15 protein-coding genes, 1 tRNA gene and 1 pseudogene are annotated in these 17,263 nt (G+C 63.1%); 13 read left to right on the top strand and 4 right to left on the bottom strand.

Annotation, left to right across the window (positions count from 1 at the left end; translation table 11 throughout):
- The first annotated feature begins 459 nt into the window (after nucleotides 1-459).
- The 3 genes from AC3D24_RS02030 to AC3D24_RS02040 all read left to right on the top strand — a co-directional run bounded on the left by AC3D24_RS02030 (nucleotide 460) and on the right by AC3D24_RS02040 (nucleotide 4,743).
- Complete coding sequence (locus AC3D24_RS02030) at nucleotides 460-1,809, top strand: EAL domain-containing protein (RefSeq protein ID WP_489027748.1); 1,350 nt, start codon at nucleotides 460-462, stop codon at nucleotides 1,807-1,809.
- Nucleotides 1,810-2,297: 488 nt separating this feature from the next.
- Nucleotides 2,298-4,286, top strand: coding sequence for an ATP-binding protein (locus AC3D24_RS02035; RefSeq protein WP_489027751.1), 1,989 nt, complete (start codon nucleotides 2,298-2,300; stop codon nucleotides 4,284-4,286).
- 64 nt (nucleotides 4,287-4,350) lie between these two features.
- Nucleotides 4,351-4,743 carry a response regulator gene (locus AC3D24_RS02040; protein WP_489027753.1) on the top strand — a complete coding sequence of 131 codons (393 nt, stop codon included), beginning with the start codon at nucleotides 4,351-4,353 and terminating at the stop codon, nucleotides 4,741-4,743.
- An 18-nt stretch (nucleotides 4,744-4,761) separates the two neighbouring features.
- Here the strand turns inward: AC3D24_RS02040 and AC3D24_RS02045 are convergent, their stop codons facing one another.
- Nucleotides 4,762-5,640 (bottom strand): class I SAM-dependent methyltransferase, encoded by an 879-nt coding sequence (locus AC3D24_RS02045; protein WP_489033013.1) that lies wholly within the window; start codon nucleotides 5,638-5,640, stop codon nucleotides 4,762-4,764.
- Between the two features lie 31 nt (nucleotides 5,641-5,671).
- On the opposite strand from AC3D24_RS02045, the gene AC3D24_RS02050 reads away from it, so the two are divergent.
- The 5 genes from AC3D24_RS02050 (at nucleotide 5,672) to AC3D24_RS02070 (ending at nucleotide 8,413) form a co-directional block, all read left to right on the top strand.
- On the top strand, nucleotides 5,672-6,394 hold the full coding sequence (locus tag AC3D24_RS02050) for a double zinc ribbon domain-containing protein (protein ID WP_489027755.1): 723 nt from the start codon (nucleotides 5,672-5,674) through the stop codon (nucleotides 6,392-6,394).
- Between the two features lie 31 nt (nucleotides 6,395-6,425).
- On the top strand, nucleotides 6,426-6,680 hold the full coding sequence (gene grxC, locus AC3D24_RS02055; protein WP_489033015.1) for a glutaredoxin 3: 255 nt from the start codon (nucleotides 6,426-6,428) through the stop codon (nucleotides 6,678-6,680).
- A gap of 16 nt (nucleotides 6,681-6,696) precedes the next feature.
- Nucleotides 6,697-7,524 carry a carbon-nitrogen hydrolase family protein gene (locus AC3D24_RS02060; protein ID WP_489027757.1) on the top strand — a complete coding sequence of 276 codons (828 nt, stop codon included), beginning with the start codon at nucleotides 6,697-6,699 and terminating at the stop codon, nucleotides 7,522-7,524.
- On the top strand, nucleotides 7,521-7,952 hold the full coding sequence (locus tag AC3D24_RS02065; RefSeq protein WP_489027759.1) for a DUF1178 family protein: 432 nt from the start codon (nucleotides 7,521-7,523) through the stop codon (nucleotides 7,950-7,952). Before AC3D24_RS02060 ends, AC3D24_RS02065 begins: the two co-directional genes overlap by 4 nt.
- 203 nt (nucleotides 7,953-8,155) lie before the next feature.
- Nucleotides 8,156-8,413 (top strand): hypothetical protein, encoded by a 258-nt coding sequence (locus tag AC3D24_RS02070; protein WP_489027761.1) that lies wholly within the window; start codon nucleotides 8,156-8,158, stop codon nucleotides 8,411-8,413.
- A 322-nt stretch (nucleotides 8,414-8,735) separates the two neighbouring features.
- On the opposite strand, the gene AC3D24_RS02075 is transcribed toward AC3D24_RS02070, so the two are convergent.
- Both AC3D24_RS02075 and AC3D24_RS02080 read right to left on the bottom strand, forming a co-directional pair.
- Nucleotides 8,736-8,812, bottom strand: a tRNA-Arg gene (locus AC3D24_RS02075).
- Between the two features lie 178 nt (nucleotides 8,813-8,990).
- Nucleotides 8,991-9,251, bottom strand: coding sequence for an SWIB/MDM2 domain-containing protein (locus AC3D24_RS02080; RefSeq protein ID WP_031394799.1), 261 nt, complete (start codon nucleotides 9,249-9,251; stop codon nucleotides 8,991-8,993).
- Nucleotides 9,252-9,594: 343 nt separating this feature from the next.
- Between AC3D24_RS02080 and AC3D24_RS02085 the strand changes: the two are divergent.
- Together AC3D24_RS02085 and AC3D24_RS02090 are read left to right on the top strand one after the other, a co-directional pair.
- Nucleotides 9,595-10,501: pseudogene (locus AC3D24_RS02085) on the top strand (zinc-binding dehydrogenase).
- Between the two features lie 10 nt (nucleotides 10,502-10,511).
- Nucleotides 10,512-10,895, top strand: a complete 384-nt coding sequence (locus AC3D24_RS02090; protein ID WP_489027764.1) for a VOC family protein — start codon at nucleotides 10,512-10,514, stop codon at nucleotides 10,893-10,895.
- Nucleotides 10,896-11,966: 1,071 nt separating this feature from the next.
- On the opposite strand, the gene AC3D24_RS02095 is transcribed toward AC3D24_RS02090, so the two are convergent.
- Nucleotides 11,967-15,101 carry a TonB-dependent receptor gene (locus AC3D24_RS02095; RefSeq protein WP_489027766.1) on the bottom strand — a complete coding sequence of 1,045 codons (3,135 nt, stop codon included), beginning with the start codon at nucleotides 15,099-15,101 and terminating at the stop codon, nucleotides 11,967-11,969.
- Nucleotides 15,102-15,307: 206 nt separating this feature from the next.
- On the opposite strand from AC3D24_RS02095, the gene folE reads away from it, so the two are divergent.
- Genes folE through AC3D24_RS02110 form a run of 3 tightly spaced genes read left to right on the top strand, consistent with a single transcriptional unit; the run spans nucleotide 15,308 to nucleotide 17,032 of the window.
- A complete protein-coding gene (gene folE / locus AC3D24_RS02100) occupies nucleotides 15,308-15,931 on the top strand; it encodes a GTP cyclohydrolase I FolE (protein ID WP_489027768.1) in 624 nt (207 codons plus the stop codon).
- Complete coding sequence (locus AC3D24_RS02105; RefSeq protein WP_489027770.1) at nucleotides 15,931-16,689, top strand: SDR family NAD(P)-dependent oxidoreductase; 759 nt, start codon at nucleotides 15,931-15,933, stop codon at nucleotides 16,687-16,689. The genes folE and AC3D24_RS02105 overlap by 1 nt, the downstream gene beginning before the upstream one ends.
- The gene (locus AC3D24_RS02110; RefSeq protein WP_489027772.1) at nucleotides 16,682-17,032 is read left to right on the top strand and encodes a dihydroneopterin aldolase; all 351 of its coding nucleotides are present in this window, start codon (nucleotides 16,682-16,684) and stop codon (nucleotides 17,030-17,032) included. Before AC3D24_RS02105 ends, AC3D24_RS02110 begins: the two co-directional genes overlap by 8 nt.
- Nucleotides 17,033-17,263 lie beyond the last annotated feature (231 nt).

Below are 17,263 nucleotides of genomic sequence, written 5' to 3' on the forward strand. Positions count from 1 at the left end.
GTACGGCGATAGCGCCCCGATTCTAGCAAGCCAGATCGAGCGCCGAATCGCCGCTGCACCGCGTGAACAGTATGAAGTTTGTAGAAAGTGGCCGAAGCCATCGCTAGGCGATGATCGCTTCAAGATTAGTCACGTCGAGCAGATATCAGTGGGATCGCTCAAGACTCGCAGTAGGTAATTGCCGATCCGAATACCTGAAACACACCTTTATTCAGTGCGTTATTACTATCCGGATCGGCCGAAAGCATTCACCAGGGGCGAATGTTGTCGTAAACGAGCGAGATGAGGAACTTCAGCATATTTATGCTCCCTTGTTGACACCCTTTGGGGTGTGACCCAGCCATAATGGATAACGAAACGTTAAACAATTGCATTTGTAATTTGTTAACCACGTTCCCTGGGCAAAGTATGATAGAGGCTTAAGGGTATCTTTATGCGTCGGCGGATATCGTCGATCCCATGAAAGAATTTCCGCAGTCGCAGTTCGAGCGCATGGCGCGGCCCGCCACCTTGCGGGTCGGTTCCGACGTTCGCGCGGAAATGACGCGGGACGTGCTTTCTTCAGCACTTCAAGCGGGTTGGCGGTTCGTCATCCTCGCCGAAATCGCGAACTTCGCGGTGTTGCGTCGACACATTGGCAAGCCGCGCGCGGACATGGTGATCGTCGACGTCGCTGCCAGGATCGCCGAGGCGCTGCCCGAAGCGAGGACGGTCATCGCAGGCCGCGACGTCGCCGAGATCGCGTTCGAAAGCGACGCCCGGTTCGCGCTCGACGTGGCGCTGACCGCGATCGAGATCGCGTTCGAGGAGCCGTTCGACATCGACGGCGAATCGCACATGGTTCATCTGCAATTGGGTGCCGCCGCCGCCGCAGGGCAGCGCGACGAAGTGCACCTCGTGGAGGAGGCCGAGAATGCGCTGCGCGACGCCCGGACCGAGCGCGTTGCAATCGCGCGCGACGTCACGGGCGATACCGTGGCGACTGATCGGACCGAGCTGGGCCGCGATCTGGCTGCGGCGATCGAGAAGGAGGAACTGTTCCTTCAATATCAGCCCAAGGTGCATCTGCGTCGACAGGCCGTCACCAGCGTCGAAGCGCTGGTCCGGTGGCAGCATCCGACGCGCGGTCTGGTATTGCCGGGCGACTTCATCCCGATCGCAGAAGAGTCGCGGGATATCGTCGCGCTGACACTCTGGACGATCCGTCGCTCGATCCAGGATCAGAAGACACTGGCCGAGCAGGGCCATGACCTGCGTATTTTCATCAATATTGCCGGCGTGCTGCTGGCCGACGAGCGTTTCGTCCGGCGTGCGTGCGCGCTGGTGGAAAAGAGCGGCGCGCAACTCGGTTTCGAGATCACCGAAACGTCGGTGATCCGCGACCCCGAGAGCGCGATCGCGAACCTGAAGGTGTTCGCCGCAATTGGTATCGTCATCGCCATCGACGATTACGGGGCGGGCCTGTCGTCGCTGGCGTACCTGAAGCAATTGCCGGCGCGCGAACTGAAGATCGACAAGCTGTTCGTGACGCAGTTGACCAGTTCGAACCGCGATCCGCTGATCGTGCGGTCGACCATCGATCTCGCGCATGCGCTCGAAATGGAAGTGGTCGCGGAAGGGGTCGAGACCCAAGCAGCGATGGCGTTGCTGTCGGTGATGGGCTGCGACATGATCCAGGGGTTCCTGATCAGCCGGCCGATCAATCTCGACGCGCTGATCCACTTCCTCGACGAGGGCAAGCATCTGGCCGTCGCGGCCAATATGCGCGCGCCGTTCAATCGGCTCGCGACCGTGTGGAAGCGTGGCTGACGGCTGTGCAAGTTCCTCACAGACTTGGCGTCATGTTTTTGGCGGTTGCCGCGATGGTCGTTTCGAGCGTGGGGATGGCGCAATCCGTACCGCCGACAGATACCCGTAGTAGTTACGAATCTATCATTGCGGACGCCAAGGCGGCCATGCTCGTGGATCCCGAGCTTGCCCGTGGTAAGGCGCGTGCTGCCGAAGAGCATGCGCAGAGTATGAAGGACCCGAAAGCCAGAGGCTTAGCGATCGCGACCGCGGAGTGGCTGCAGGGGGAAGCGTTTCTAAGAGCCAATAAATCCCCTCAGGCCAGCGCTCCGGTTGCCAAGGCGCTGAGCCTGGCTGCTAAGCTGGCGCCGGGTGGCAAACTGCACGCCGATATTTTGGTATCGCAAGGCGGCATCGAGAGCGATCAAGGCCGTCCCGGGAATGCCCTTCGGGATTATCAACAAGCATATGGGATATACGCCAGCCTGCATGACGCCCGTGGCCAAGCGATGGCGTTGCTGTTCATCTCGATGATCTACAACGACGGACTGGATCAGGCGTCGGCGCTAAGATATTCGAAACAAGCGCTGGAGGTCTATGATGCAGACCCTAACCTGTCGATTTCCATCTACAACAACCGCGGCGTGGTCCTAAGCGAATTGCAGCAATACGATGCTGCCGCAGAGCAATATCTGGAGGCGCTCGATCTCGCTCGGAAAGTTGGCGGAAAGGCCATCCAAGCCCGAATATTGAACAACATTGCGCGATCGCGTTTGTCGGCAGGCAAACTGGGCGCCGCGGATGCGGCGATCGCTGCTGGTCTCAAGCTAGCGACTGATCATGACGTAGGCGGGCAACGCGCAAAGCTTATCGCGTCAGCTGCGCAATCGGCTCTGCTGCATGGGCAGCCGCAACGGGCGCTGACGCTCATCACCGAAGCGCTGGTTGGTGTCGATCCACGCAAGACGGGCTTGGTCTACAAGGATTTTCATCAAACCGCCTATGATGTGTTCCGCGCGGTAGGCGACAGCAAATCGGCGCTGGTGAACCTTGAGGCGCTGAAACGGCTCGATGACAATGCGACCAAGCTTGCGACCAACACCAAGACCGCGTTGATGGCGGCGCGGTTCGACTTTGCGAACCAGGAATTGAAGATCAGCCAGTTGAAGGCCGACGAGCTGCAACGCGGCATCGCCTTCGAGCGCGCGCGGGCGCAGACGCAGCGCTATGTCTTCCTCGGGGCTGCGGGGGCGGTCGCGATCGTCATCGGCCTGCTCGCCTTCGGTATCGTCACGTTGCGTCGCAGCCGCGATCAGGTGCGTGCCGCCAATGACGATCTAGCGGTGACCAACAGCGCGCTTGGCAAGGCGCTGGCAGCCAAGACCGAATTCCTGGCCACCACCAGCCATGAGATCCGCACGCCGCTGAACGGCATCCTCGGCATGACGCAGGTGATGCTGGCGGATGCCAGGCTTTCGCCGGTGCTGCGCGATCGGCTCGACGTGGTGCACGGCGCCGGGCTGACGATGCGCGCGCTGGTCGACGATATCCTCGACGTCGCCAAGATGGAGACGGGCAACCTGACGATCGAGTCCGCGCCGTTCGATCTGTGCGCGACCGTTACCGACGCGACGCGGATGTGGGAGGAGCAGGCGCGCGCCAAGGGGCTGACGTTCGAGGTCGACCTCGGCGGGTGCCCGGCGATGATCATGGGCGACGCCGCGCGCGTGCGCCAGATCGTGTTCAACCTGCTGTCCAACGCGCTGAAGTTCACCAAGTCGGGCAAGGTGGCGCTGGCGATCGACATCCACGACGATCGGCTGCGCGTCGCGGTGAGCGATTCAGGCATCGGCATCCCGGCGGGCAAGCTGGAGGAAATCTTCGAATCCTTCCGTCAGGCCGATGCCGGCACGACGCGCCAGTTCGGCGGTACCGGGCTGGGTCTGTCGATCTGTCGCAATCTTGCCCGTGCGATGGGCGGCGACGTATCGGTCAGGAGTGTCGAGGGGCAGGGGGCCACGTTTACACTGGTCCTGCCGCTCGTCCGCGCGGCCGTCGCAGTGCGTCAGGAAGCGAACGACGAACGGGCATCCGCGACGTTGGTCGTCGATCGCAATCCGATCACGCGCAGCATGTTCAAGACATTGCTCGCGCCGCACGGTGGCCCCGTGATATTCGCGGTCTCGGCGGACGAGGCCGTGGCGCAGTTGGACGAGCATGACGTTGCACGCGTGCTGATCGACGACGCGACCATCCGGGCGAACGTCGACCCCCATGGCGCGTTGAGGCACATCGCCGCCGCCGCTGCCGCCGCCGGTACCGAAACGACCCTGCTATGGCCGGTTTCAGCGGCCTCAGAACAGGACGAACTGATTGCGACCGGGGTGACGCGCGTGGTCTCCAAACCCGTCAGCGGGGCGGCGCTGATCCGCGCAATGTTCGCCGGATCAGTTGCAAAAAACCACGTGAATCCCGACCTTGTGTCCGATGCAGCATAACGCGTAGATGCTGTATCATGTTCGTAGCGTTCCCCTCGTATCTCCTGCTGTCGAGGACGCCGCAGTGAACGTCTTGTTCATCGAAGATGACCGGATGAATCGACGTGTCGTCAAGGACATGCTCGACGTCGCAGGCGCAACGATGGTCGAGGCGGAAAGCGCCGAGCGAGGCCTCGAGATCATCGACGAACAGGATTTCGCGATCGTGCTCGTGGATCTGCGGATGCCCGGCATGGATGGGGTCACCGCGATCAAACATATTCGCGCTCGCGATGATGCGAAAGGTCGCGTGCCGATCATCGTCGTCACGGCCGATATCGCGCCCGATCTGCGCGAGCGCTGTCTCGCGGCGGGGGCCGACGACGTGATCTTCAAGCCGGTTGCGATGGATGCACTGTTCGATGCGATGGGCCGGATACTCGCCCGCGACGCCGAGGGCGAAGGGATGATCGGCTAGCGTCCGCTACGGTGGGCGCTAGCGCATGAGCGCATCGGTGAGTGACGCAGTGGCACTGCCGCGCCTCGCCGGCTTGGGCTGCGACGGATCGGGTGACCATCCCGTCAGGAACACGATCTGGAATTTCTCCTGCGTGCGACCGCGATCGTCGGCGGCGTCGGCAAAGGCCGCCATCGTCCGCGCGAATACACCCGCGGTCATCGGTTGGCGTTGCGCCAGAACGTTGCTTGCCGCCATGCCGCGCAGATCGCCCAGCAACCGGCCAAGATCACGGTAACCGACGTCAAGCGTTTCGACATCGGCGACCGGCAGCGCGAATCCCGCGCGCATGAGTAGGTCGCCAGCCGAGCGGACGTCGATCTGAGGGTGCACGCGGGCGGCGGGCCGGTCGGCTTCGGCCACCCGGAGGGCGCTCCGCAGCGCCGCCAGGCTGCCCGCACCGACGAACGCGCCGAGGAACAGACCATCGGGGCGCAGCACGCGGCGAATGAGGGACAGGGCGCCGGGCAGATCGTCGATCTGGTCGAGTACGCCGGCGCTGATCACCAGATCGAACGATGCGTCGGCGAACGGAAGGCGATCCTCGTCTGCCTGCACGCCGTGCGATCCGGCGGCAAATGCGAAGCCCGCATCGCAGCGCGCGACGCGGGCGCCGGGCGGCGGCACGAACGCGCCGTCGAAACAGCCGAGATCGAGGATGTCGTGGAACTCGCGCGTCACTGCGTCGAGGCGTTCCGCAATGCCATCGAGCATCGTCGCGCGCAGGAAATCATGCGCCGCAAAATCGGACGCGGCACGATCGCGGCGGTGGCGGCGGGCGGCGCGATCGAAGATCGCGGGCGCCGAGCTTTCGGGGGCTGCAGTGGTCACGGTCGCGCTTGTGCCGCGCGCGCGCATCCGCGACAAGCTCTGCGTTGGAGGGCGCGCGATGGTCATCGAAATGCTGCGTCACCTGGCCGGGTTCGCGTTGCCGCCACGTTGTGCCGGTTGCGGCACGCCGGTCGCCGAGGATCACCGGTTTTGCGCGCCGTGCTGGAGCAGTCTCCAGTTTCTCGGGCCGCCATGGTGTGCCGGATGTAACGTGCCCTTTTCGTTCGATCGTGGCAAGGGTGCGCGCTGCGCTGCGTGCCTGCGCGATCCTCCGTGTCACGCCGGTGTGCGTGCGGCGGTCGCCTATGGGCCGGTCGCGCGTGATCTGGCGTTGCGGTTGAAATATGGCGGGCGGATCGCCTTCGCCGAAACGATGGCGTTGCGGATGCGACGCCTGGTGCCGACCGACGCGGACATGCTCGTTCCGGTGCCGTTGCATCGCTGGCGGATCTGGTCGCGCGGATTCAACCAGGCCGCGTTGATTGCCGACGCGCTCGCTGCAGCGTCCGGGGTGCCGCACGATCGCGACGTTCTTGTGCGCAGGCGGCAGACGATGCTTTTGCGGGGGCTGGGTGGACGGCAACGGGCCGCAGCGGTCGCGGGGGCTTTCGCCGTCGCGACGCCCGCGCGGATAAAGGGCAGGGCGGTCATTCTGATCGACGACGTGTACACGAGCGGCGCCACCGCCGAGGCCTGTACCCGCGCCTTGCTGCGGTCAGGAGCCCGTTCCGTAACGATTTTATGTTGGGCGCGGGTTTTGTCCGCCAGCCGCGATGATTGACAACCGCGGGTCGAAACCACATTTCCCCAACATGGCTAAAGTTGAAATCTACATCAAGCAGTTCTGCCCCTATTGTTCACGGGCGCTGAAGCTCCTCGCGAGCAAGGGCGTCGAACCCGAAACGTTCGACGTGACCATGGGAGGGCCGAAAAAGGCCGAAATGGTCGAGCGTTCGGGAGGTCGCATGACGATGCCGCAGGTGTTCATAGACGGCGAGCATATCGGCGGATCCGATGATCTTGCGGCCCTGGACGCAAAGGGTGGCCTCGACGCGCTGCTCGCCTGATGGCATGGCGCGGGGCATGACGCGGATCGGCATCCTCCAGATGACCAGCGGGATCGATCCCGCGGTCAACGCCGCGACATTGGTCGACGCAATCCGCGCAGCGGCGGCGGGTGGTGCCCAGATGGTGTTCACCCCTGAAATGTCCGGCTTGATCGACCGTGACCGTGCACGCGGTTCTGTATCGATCGTACCCGAAGACGAGGACCCGGTGCTTGCCGCGGTGCGCCAGACGGCCGCCGATGCGGGCATGTGCGTGCATCTTGGATCGCTAGCGGTGCGGCGTTCAGACGGAAAGTTCGCCAATCGCGGTTTCGTGATCGATCCGGCCGGCAGGGTTCAGGCGCGGTACGACAAGCTCCATCTGTTCGACGTCGACCTGCCGACGGGGGAAAGCTGGCGGGAGTCCGCAGCCTATGTTGGTGGAGAGGCAGCGGTCGTCGTCGAAACCCCCATCGGCATGCTTGGTGCTTCGATCTGCTACGATCTGCGCTTTGCCGATCTGTACCGCGCGCTGAGCGACGCGGGCGCGACGGTTTTGTCCGTGCCCGCTGCTTTCACACGACCGACCGGCGCTGCGCATTGGCACGTCCTGTTGCGGGCCCGCGCGATCGAATCCGGCGCCTATGTCGTTGCGGCTGCGCAAACCGGTGTTCACGCTGACGGCCGCGCGACCTACGGCCATTCGCTGGTCGTCGATCCGTGGGGCGAGGTGGTTCTCGACATGGGCGAGGACGCGGGCCTTGCATTCGCCGATATCGACCAGGCACGCGTCGAGGCTGCCCGCTCGCGTATTCCCGTCCTCAAGCATCGCCGGGCAATTCCACCAGTCGCAATTGTCCGATGATCGTGTTCGACCTGAAATGCGCCGGAGGGCATGTATTCGAAGCATGGTTCGCATCCAGCCGCGCCTATGAAGAGCAGCGCAATGCCGGGCTGGTCCATTGCCCGCTTTGCGAGGATGACGACGTGACCAAGGCGGTCATGGCGCCGGCGATTGCAAGCAAGGGCAATCGCAAGCCGGATGCACCGACGGCCGATGCGATCAAGTCTATGATGACGCTGCTGGCGAAAAAGCAGACGGAAGCGCTGAAATCCTCGGAATGGGTCGGCCCTGCGTTTGCTGATCGTGCCCGGGCAATGCATTTCGGTGAGGAGAAGCAGACGACGATCCATGGCCATGCCAGCCTCGCCGAGGCGAAGGCGCTGGTCGAAGACGGGGTCCCGGTCGCGCCCTTGGCGATACCGGTTGCGCCGCCCGAAAAGCTGAACTGACGGTCTGAAGGCGATAGATACGTTGCGGTAAGTTCTAAGCGGAAAACCAACCGCGAATAGGATATTTTTGGCAGTTATGGGATGTCGGGTCGGTGGGACCCCGCATGACGACATTCCTTGTGTTCCATCCAGGCCGGAACCCCGAAGCCTTGGAATCGTTGGGGTGGGGCAGCCGAGCCGGTTGACGCATGAGAGAGTGACTTATGATTAAAACATGGATTCTGGGCGCGTCCGCCCTCGCGATGACCGCCATTCCCGTTGCAGCAAGCGCCGCCCCGGCAGCTTCCAACTCGGCACAGTCGCTCTCCGTATCCTCGTCCGTTCGCGCAGGCACGGCAACGAAGAAGTCGAGCAAGCTGGCCGGTGCGAGCATCGCTCCGATCGTGATCGGGGTCGGTATCCTGGCCGGCGTAACCTATCTGATCGTCGACCACGAGGACGACAACTCGGACAGCAACTAGGTAAGATGGGCCGGGTAATTCCGGCCCGTTTTATTTGCGTGAGCGCACGGCGTTCACAATTGGCGGCGATTTCGATAACGACGCCAAACGCATCGAGCAAACGCTCTGCAGATCACGCTGAATTTGCCCGCTTGCATGCGCGCATTGGCGCGGCGCAATCATACATTTCCGAAATTGCTGCGGCTCGCGCTGTAATTGCATACGTGGCCGCGGTGCTCGATTAACGGCGAACTACGGCAGGGACGGCGATACTCTGTTCGCCCGTTTATAGCGTTCGGTAGCCGAACCTCGTCGCTCTCGCGGTATAACGCGCGGTGATCGATGGTGCCCCCGGCGAGATTTGAACACGCGGCCTACGGTTTAGGAAACCGTCGCTCTATCCGGCTGAGCTACGGGGGCATCCGCTGGCGCATTACGCCGGTCGGGTAGGACGATCAAGCGTCCGACTGGATTGGATTTGCCTCGGCGGCATCCAGTCGTCGGGGCAGGTGGCCGAGCCGACGACTATCGCTTCCACACCGATCGAGCGGCAACGGGGTTCGCTGAACCGCCGTCGCCGCTCGCCGTGATGCGGCGGTTAGGCCTTTACGTGCTGCGAGATGTACTTGTTCATCTCGAACATCGTGCATTTGTCACGGCCGAAGACCTTCTTCAGCTTCTCGTCCGCGAGGATCTCGCGCTTGTTCTCAGGGTTCTGGAGGTTGTGGGCCTTGATGTAGACCCAAACCTTGCTGATCACTTCGCTGCGCGGCAGCTTGTCGTTGCCGACGATCTCGCCGAGCTCGGGAGAGGGCTGGACGGGGGCGTGGATGCCGCCGGTCTTGGGAGCTGTAGCCATAAGCATTCCTTCCTGTTCGCGTGCGTGCGTTAGGGCACTGCGCGCGTGTTCACGCTTGGTGAGCGCGTCCGCCTTTTGCGCTGCCTTTCCGCCATTGTCACTCCTTACGATGGAGAGCGGCCCCTCCTTCCACGCCGTGACGGTTCGACGATCGCGCACACTGGCGTCGGTCGATTTCCATTCAGCCTTGGCCCAAGCCATATCATCGCGCGGCCGTCGCATGGGAGGGTAGCGCAATATCGGCTATTTGAGCCTGCCATCTACTTGATTCGTAACGATCTCGTCTCTGAGCCGTGTCCTGGTCGTGCTGCCGAAGGTTGCGGAAACGGGGAGTTGGAGGCATCTGCGCGGCAGAGGGGGAAGCCGACCACCGAAGACCTGCGCTGCCCTGGTCTTCCAGGCAAAAAAACCGAACGAGATCGTCGAACTCGGCTTTGAATACCGAAATTCGGTGAAGTTCTCGGCGAAATCACGGTGACGGCCGTCTGTCGTACCGATGCGTTCAGGCGCGACGGACTTGATTCGGAAGGGCTTTTCCCGAGTGTATCGGGGCACACCGACGCGGCTATCGTCGGTGAGACCGGTGCGTAGGTAACCACGTCATCCCGCTCCACCCACCCGAATGCCGCTTGAAGGCCCCCCGGTAAGACCTGTCTCAGTCAGAGGATCGACCTGCGCGGTGGTGTATTCGACCTTCCGGTCCGCGATACTCGCGCGGCGTTCGGGCTCGGCCTGATCGGCCCGACCGTGGTACAACATGCGTGGCTTGCAGGGGGGGGGGGCATGATCATGAGCGTCGAGATCAATCCCGACAGCGAGAAACGAGGGCGCCGCTTCGGCATGACGCATGTCGCCAACTCGATCGGTGCCGGCGATATGGTTCGCCAAAGTCGTGCTGGCCGATAACGGTGCGGACCCTATGTTCGATGCGATCGGCGATACGACTGTCATGCGACAGGTGCTGGAGGCGTGCCACCGCGGCGGGGCACCTCCGTTACGATCGGCCTGGCCGGAACGGCCACGTGGCCCGTTCCAGCGCGTCACCGGGGTAGGTGGTGTGGGACGGCGTCCGGTGGCCTGCGGCGGGGGCGGGGGCGGGGCGGACCGATACGCCGAAGATCGTCTACTGGTGCATGACCAAGATCGCGATCGACGCGACGACCATGCACCGGTTGACGCTTGACGCGATCAGCAAACGCCTCAACGTGATACACGTCGGCGAGCGCATCCACTACGCCGGGACCTACTGAGGAACGGCCGATGTTCACGCATATCATGCTGGGCGCCAACGATATCGTGGCGTCGAAATCGTTCTACGACGCGGCGTTGGGGACGCTTGGCGTTCCTGAGGGCGTCGTCGATGATTGGGGGCGGGTGGTCTACGCGCATGACGGCGGACGTTTTCTGCTGACGACGCCGATTGACGGGGAGCCAGCGACGCACGGCAACGGCAGTACGATCGGGTTTGCCGCGGCTTCGACCGGAGCCGCCGATGCTTGGCACGCCGCAGGGCTGGCGAATGGCGGGACGGCTTGCGAGGATCCGCCGGGCGTGCGCGCGGCTACCGGGGGGCGGAAACTTTATCTCGCATATCTGCGTGATCCATCGGGGAACAAGATCTGCGCGCTGCACCGGATCGCGTGACGGAGGCCGTCTCCGCCAGCAAGGTTCATGGCGGCCTCCAAGGCATGTACCGCTCACGCCGCGGCTGCGACTGCGACTGCGACCGGGACCGGGACCGGGACCGATATGACCGTCGCCGTGTACGTCTCGCCGCGTGACGAGCGCGCGCTGTTGTCATGTTGTGGTGCCTGACAGGGTGACCTGTACGCACGCCAACGTCATGGACGAGGCGAGTACCGGCGGCGGGTGCCGAACCGGGCGTGATTCTGGTTGCACCGGATACATCGCCGTGCCGGGACAGCCTGCCTGAAGACGACGCGTACGACTTCGGCAAGGGCACAGGCGTCCACGTCGATGCGACCGAATAGCCCCGGTATCGCCAATTTCCGGTTGGGCCCTCCTGTCGAGGATGAATTTGTAGCGCCGATCGCGGCGGATTTGCTGATGGCCGACATGGCGAAACCCGGGATCAACAGGCATGCGATGGGAGGGCGCGCTGACGATCGTGCCGTGCGATCCCGCTGGCATCCGCAGCGGCTCTGCGATTGCCCCGATCGTGGCGCGGCTGCAGCGTCCATGGCGTGGAAAGTCGGGTCTTGACGGGTTTCCGGACCGGATCGGCCGGCGTGGCGATCGTATGACGCTTGTGCGCTGATCGAGGATGGTCCGCGGGCCGCCGAAATCCTGATCGACCTGGGTGAAGCGGACGGCCTTTTGACGGAACAACCGAAGCCGGAGTTGCCGACCGACCCAGGCAAGATGGCGGGTTGGACCTTATGCTACGGATGCAACCCGGGTACGATCACGGCTATAATTCGATCTCGACGGTCATGGCGGTGAACATCGCTCGGCTCCCCAGACGGCGGACCCGAGGTCGCGAATTCATCAATCCGACGATAGCTGAGATCGCCTCATGTGCGTGCCACGCGAGAGATCCCGACTTTCGCTGGAGGGACAGGTAGGACTTGGGCTGTACGGCCTGACTTTTCATCGGCATCCCGGCGAACGCCTGGATCTCGACGTGGGGCGGATAACGCAGGCCCCGTGTCAGACCTCAGCGCTCGCTGGGTAAACGGATCAGGGGTTCGGCCTCTAGAACTTGAACCCGGCTGCCACGCCGTAGCGGCGGGGTTCCACCGTGAAGACGTTGGTGAACAGCCCTGACGACGGATCGGTGACATATTGGCCGGTTATCGCATCGTTGCTCGTCAGGTTTTGGACGAAACCGCGAATGTAATAGCGCTCACCCGGCCCGTTCAGCTGGATCTGGGCGTTGACCACCTCATAGCCTTGAACGCGGTTGATATTCTCGTTGAAGATGCTCGCGGAGAAGCCGCCGGTATAGGCCAGATCGACCCGCGGGACGATCGTGAAGCCGCCGAAGTCCGCGACATACTGTGCGCCCGCGGAGAATTTGTAGCGCGGCGCCTGTGGCAGTTCGTTGCCGCGGATATTGACCAGCACGCCGCTGCGATCGACCACGAACGGCAACGCGCCCGCGGCGTTGGTGCCGAACCCGGCGTTGAGCGGAGCCTGCAACGCGGCGAGGGCGGGGTTGTAGTTCGCCAGCGCGCCGGCAGTTGCAGCGGCCAGCGCATCGCACACCGAATAGGCCCCGGTGGTACCGTTCGAGAGGAGCGCGGTCGGTGGACGCAGGCCCAGCGCGGAGTTCACTGCGCCAACGAACGCATTGGCCCCCGCCGCATTACCCGGCGTGGTCGGCCGTACCGCGCAGTTGGAGGCATTGGTGATATCCTTGACGATCACCGTATCGGCGCGTCCACCCGATGGGTCCTGTGGATTGCCGATGAACTTGTCACCCGTCACCTTCGACTTCAGATAGCTGAAGTTCATGTTGACGGTGAACTTGGGCGACGGCCGCATGATCGCCTCCGCCTCGACACCGTAGATGTCGGCGTCGATATTGTCGTTGACCGCGGTACGTGCCACGATCCGGCTCAGCTGGAGCCTCTTATACTTGTAGTAGAAGCCGGTAAGGTTGAATTGCAGGGTTCGGTTCAGGAAACTGTTCTTCGAACCGATCTCGAACGAATCGACCGATTCCGGCTTGAACGCCTGATCCACCGCGAAGACCGGAGACAATGGCGGGTTGATACCCCCCGATTTGTAACCGCGCGAATAGGAGGCATAGACCAGATTGTCGGGCTTGATCTTGTATTCGAGCACCGCGCGGCCGGTCAGTCGACCGAACGAGACGTTGGCGACACCGAACGGCTGATTGCCCGCCGTGAACGGATCGTAATCGAGCGAGGCATAGTTGATCGCATTCTCGAGCGCGTTGGTGCCGTAGGGGCTGAGCGCGGTCGCAACCGCAGACACCACGATCGCATTGCCCTCCGCATCGCGCACTGGCGCGCCGCCCGCACCGACCAGTGTCCGGGTCTTGTTGTCGAAGATGAACGAAGTTCGCGCCCGTACATCCTTCTCGTCATGATTGTAGCGCAGGCCGAGAGTCAGCTTCAGCTTGTCCGTAAAGTCGAAATAGGTCTCGCCGAAGATCCCGTACGACTTGAGATGTACCGAGTCCGTGAAGCTGCGATAGAACGGCGTCGAGCCGAATGCATTGGGTAGCGTCGCGCCGGCTACACGTCCGCCGAGCACGTTGGCCGCACCGATGACCGCAGCGCCGTAATCGAGCGGGAAGGCGGTCACATAATAGCTGTTGTCGCGGATTTTCTGATCAAGATAGATGCCGCCGACCAGGAAGTTGAACATCCCGTCGAAGCGACTGTCGAGATGCGCCTCGGCCGAGAATTGCCGGGAACGGGCGTTCGAGCGATCGACGTCCTGGCTGCTGGGTCCGCACAGGCGGCTGCCGCTGAAGACGCCGAGATCGGGGCCGGGTGCAGACTGGCAGATCGTGCCGGTGTTACCGTTCGGGAACAGCGTCGCGACGGCGTTGGTGAACGGGTTGATTCCGCCGGGGAAGGCCGCGCCCGGTGCGCGCGACGCACCGATCAATGTGAGTGCGCCGACATTGGCGCCCAGGGGGTTCTCGACCGCGAGATTGTAGTCGTTGGTCGAATCCACCGAGTTGCGCGCGTACCCGCCAGTGAAGTTGAACGAGACCGGTCCGAAATCGTGGAAGATCTTGGCAGTATATTGTTCTTCGTCGCTGAAATAGGTCGGCTTGTAATCGATGTTGACGGTGCGGACGTCGTTCGGGTTGACGACTCCGGTATAGGTATCGCTGCCATACAGACTTTGCAGCGCATAAGGGACGAATGCGGCGCCGAGCGCGAACCGGTAAAACTCGCTCGACGAATAGGCGGCAGCGAGCGTGGAGTTGCCGTTGGTCGTCCCGTAATCGAGCCGATCGGGAAGGCAGCCTAGCACGCCGGTGGGATCGCGGTGGCAGAGCTGTTTCTGAATGCGCGAGCGATTGTCGCGTTCGTGGAAATAATAGCCGATCAGGTCGACGCGCGTGTCGCTGTCGGGCTCCCATGACAAGGTGCCACGCACCGAATACAGATCGCGGTCGTCGATCCGACCGCCGTCGAACAGGTTCTTGGTATAGCCGTCGCGCTTCAGATACTGTCCGGCGACGCGGATGCCGATGGTATCGGTGATCGGCAGGTTGAACATGCCCTTCACCCGCTTCGAGTCATAGTTGCCGTATTCGAACTCCCCGGCCGCGTGGATACCGGACAGGTCCGGCTTGGCGGTGATGAAGTTCACCACGCCCGCGGTCGCATTGCGGCCGAACAGCGTGCCTTGTGGTCCGCGCAGAACCTCGACGCGTTCGAGATCGTAGAATTCGGACTCGAACAATCGGGTCGATACCAGTGGCATGTCGTTGACGTGGATCGCGGTGGCGCTGTCGCAGGACGCGCCGACGCAGAGATCGCCGATGCCGCGGATCGTGAAACTCGACGAGGTGAAGTTGGTCTTGGTAAAGGTCACGTTCGGCAGGGTCTGCTGAAGCGCGATCGGGTTGACGATCTGCTGTTTTTCGAGATTCTCTGCGGTGAACGCGCTGACCGCGATCGGCACGTCCTGCAAACGCTGCGATTGGCGTTGGGCGGTAACGACGATATCCTGCGAGCCATAGGCGGTCGAGGGCTGGGACGCGGTTACTGCCTCCTGGCCGGGCCCGTTCGTCGGGGCGGTGTTTTGTGCGGAACTGGTAACGGCGGTCTGTGCAACTGCCGGAACAACAGGCAGGAGTATCATCGCCGACGCGGCGAGCAGTTCGAACTTTGCCATGATCTATCCTCTCCCTGAACCGCGTCGGTCTATGCCGTTCACAGTTTCGATTATCAGGTATGTAGAATAAGCGATCAAAAAATCGGAGTCGTCAACGCTTTTCTCTTTAGGGAAACCGTGGCAAATTCAGCAGGAACGCAGGATGAAACAGTTGCAAATTCGAACTTATGTTACGGTGGGCGGACTTGACGCTACGGCAGCCAGCAATGTCGATTGAGCCGTTGCCCGCTGGCGGCGATGCGCTGGGCGAAGACGGCAAGGTCGTCGTGCCACCCGAGGTCGCCGACGCGATCAAGACGCTGATCCGCTGGTCGGGCGACGATCCGACGCGGGAGGGGCTGATCGACACGCCGCGTCGAGTCGCGCGGGCCTGGAAGGAATATTGCGCAGGCTATGGTGATGATCCCGCGAAACATCTGGAGCGCGTGTTTGAAGAGGTTGGTGGCTATGACGAGATCGTCCTGCTGAAGGACATCCCGTTCCAGTCGCACTGCGAGCACCACATGGCGCCAATCATCGGCAAGGCGCACATCGCGTACCTGCCGCGCGATCACGTCGTCGGCATCTCGAAGCTCGCGCGTGTGCTGCACGGGTTCGCGCGGCGGCTGCAGGTACAGGAGCGGCTGACCGCGGAAGTGGCGGACTGCATCTGGGATAACCTCAAGCCGCAGGGTGTCGCGGTGGTGATCGAGGCGAGCCATGCCTGCATGACTGCGCGCGGTGTGCGGACTCCCGGCGTGACGATGGTTACCAGCCGGATGATGGGGGTGTTCCGCGACGACGAACGCAGCCGCAAGGAAGTGCTGGCGCTGATGGGCCGCGGCGTTTGATGCGAGCGGTGCTGGTTACCGGCGGTGCCAAGCGGCTGGGTGCGGCGATCGTGAGGCGGCTGGCGGCGGATGGTCATGCGGTGGTCGTCCACCAGGGGCATTCGCCGGATGAGGCGGCGGCGCTGGTGGCGGAGATCGTCGCTGCCGGCGGGCATGCTGCCGCGGTTGCGGGGGACCTGAGCGATCTCGGCGCGATCAGCGACCTGTTCGCGGCGGCGCGTGCTGCGATCGGTGGACCGATTGACGGGCTGGTGAACTGCGCGTCGCGGTTCGAGTTCGATCGGCCGCCCCAGGTGGATCCGGTGCTGCTCGCCGAGCTTGGTGCGATCAATTGCGGGGCGCCGGTGCTGCTGGCGTCCGCGCTGGCCTTGCAGGACGATGTTGAGGAGGGCGCAGTGGTGAACCTGCTCGACCAGAAGGTGGCGAACCTCAATCCCGACTTTTTCTCGTATAGCTGCGGGAAGATCGCGCTTGAGGGGGCGACGACGATGCTGGCACAGGCGCTCGGGCCACGAGTTGCAGTGAATGCGGTGTCGCCCGGGTTGACGCTGCCCAGTGGCGACCAGAGCGAGGAGGAGTTCGCGGCGGTGGCAGGCGACAATCTGCTCGCGCGCCCGGTCGGAGCGGAGGCTGTCGCGGACGCGGTGGCGTGGCTGCTGACCGCGAAAGGTGTGACGGGACAGAATGTGTTCGTCGATTGTGGACAACGGTTTCTAGCGCGGGACGGCGACGTGATGTTCGAGGGTCGGCATGGCTGAGTTCATAACCATCCTGGATGGGCTCGAGGTCATGATGCGGCTCGGCATCCACCCGCATGAGGTGGCGCCGCAACGCGTGGTCGTCTCGGTCGAGATGACGGTCGTGTATCCGGGCCCGCCCGGCGGGGATGCGATCGAGGAAGTGCTCGATTACGACTTCGTGCGCGCGGGGATCCTGAAGATGGTGGCGGAGCGGCCGATTGCCTTGCAGGAGACGCTCTGCGAGGCGATCGCCGGGCTGTGCTTGGCGGACGAGCGAGTCAGGCGGGTGAAGGTCCGCACGGTCAAGGCCGACGTCTACCCGGACGCTCGTGTAGGCTGCGAGATCGTCCGCACACGCTGATCCTCCCCGCACGCGGGGAGGGGGACCAGCGTAGCTGGTGGAGGGGGCGTTCCGCGGGCGTTGCGCGAGAGGAAGCCCCCCTCCACCCCCGCCCAAGTACGCGGTGGTCCCCCTCCCCGTGCCGGGGAGAATTTGCTACCGTAGTTGTTGCACTGCTCCCTCTCCCCCTCGGGGAGAGGGCTGGGGTGAGGGGCTGTTCCGGGCGTTGCGCTGCTTGGCTGCACCTAACCC

Source organism: Sphingomonas sp. SL1004 (assembly GCF_057815015.1).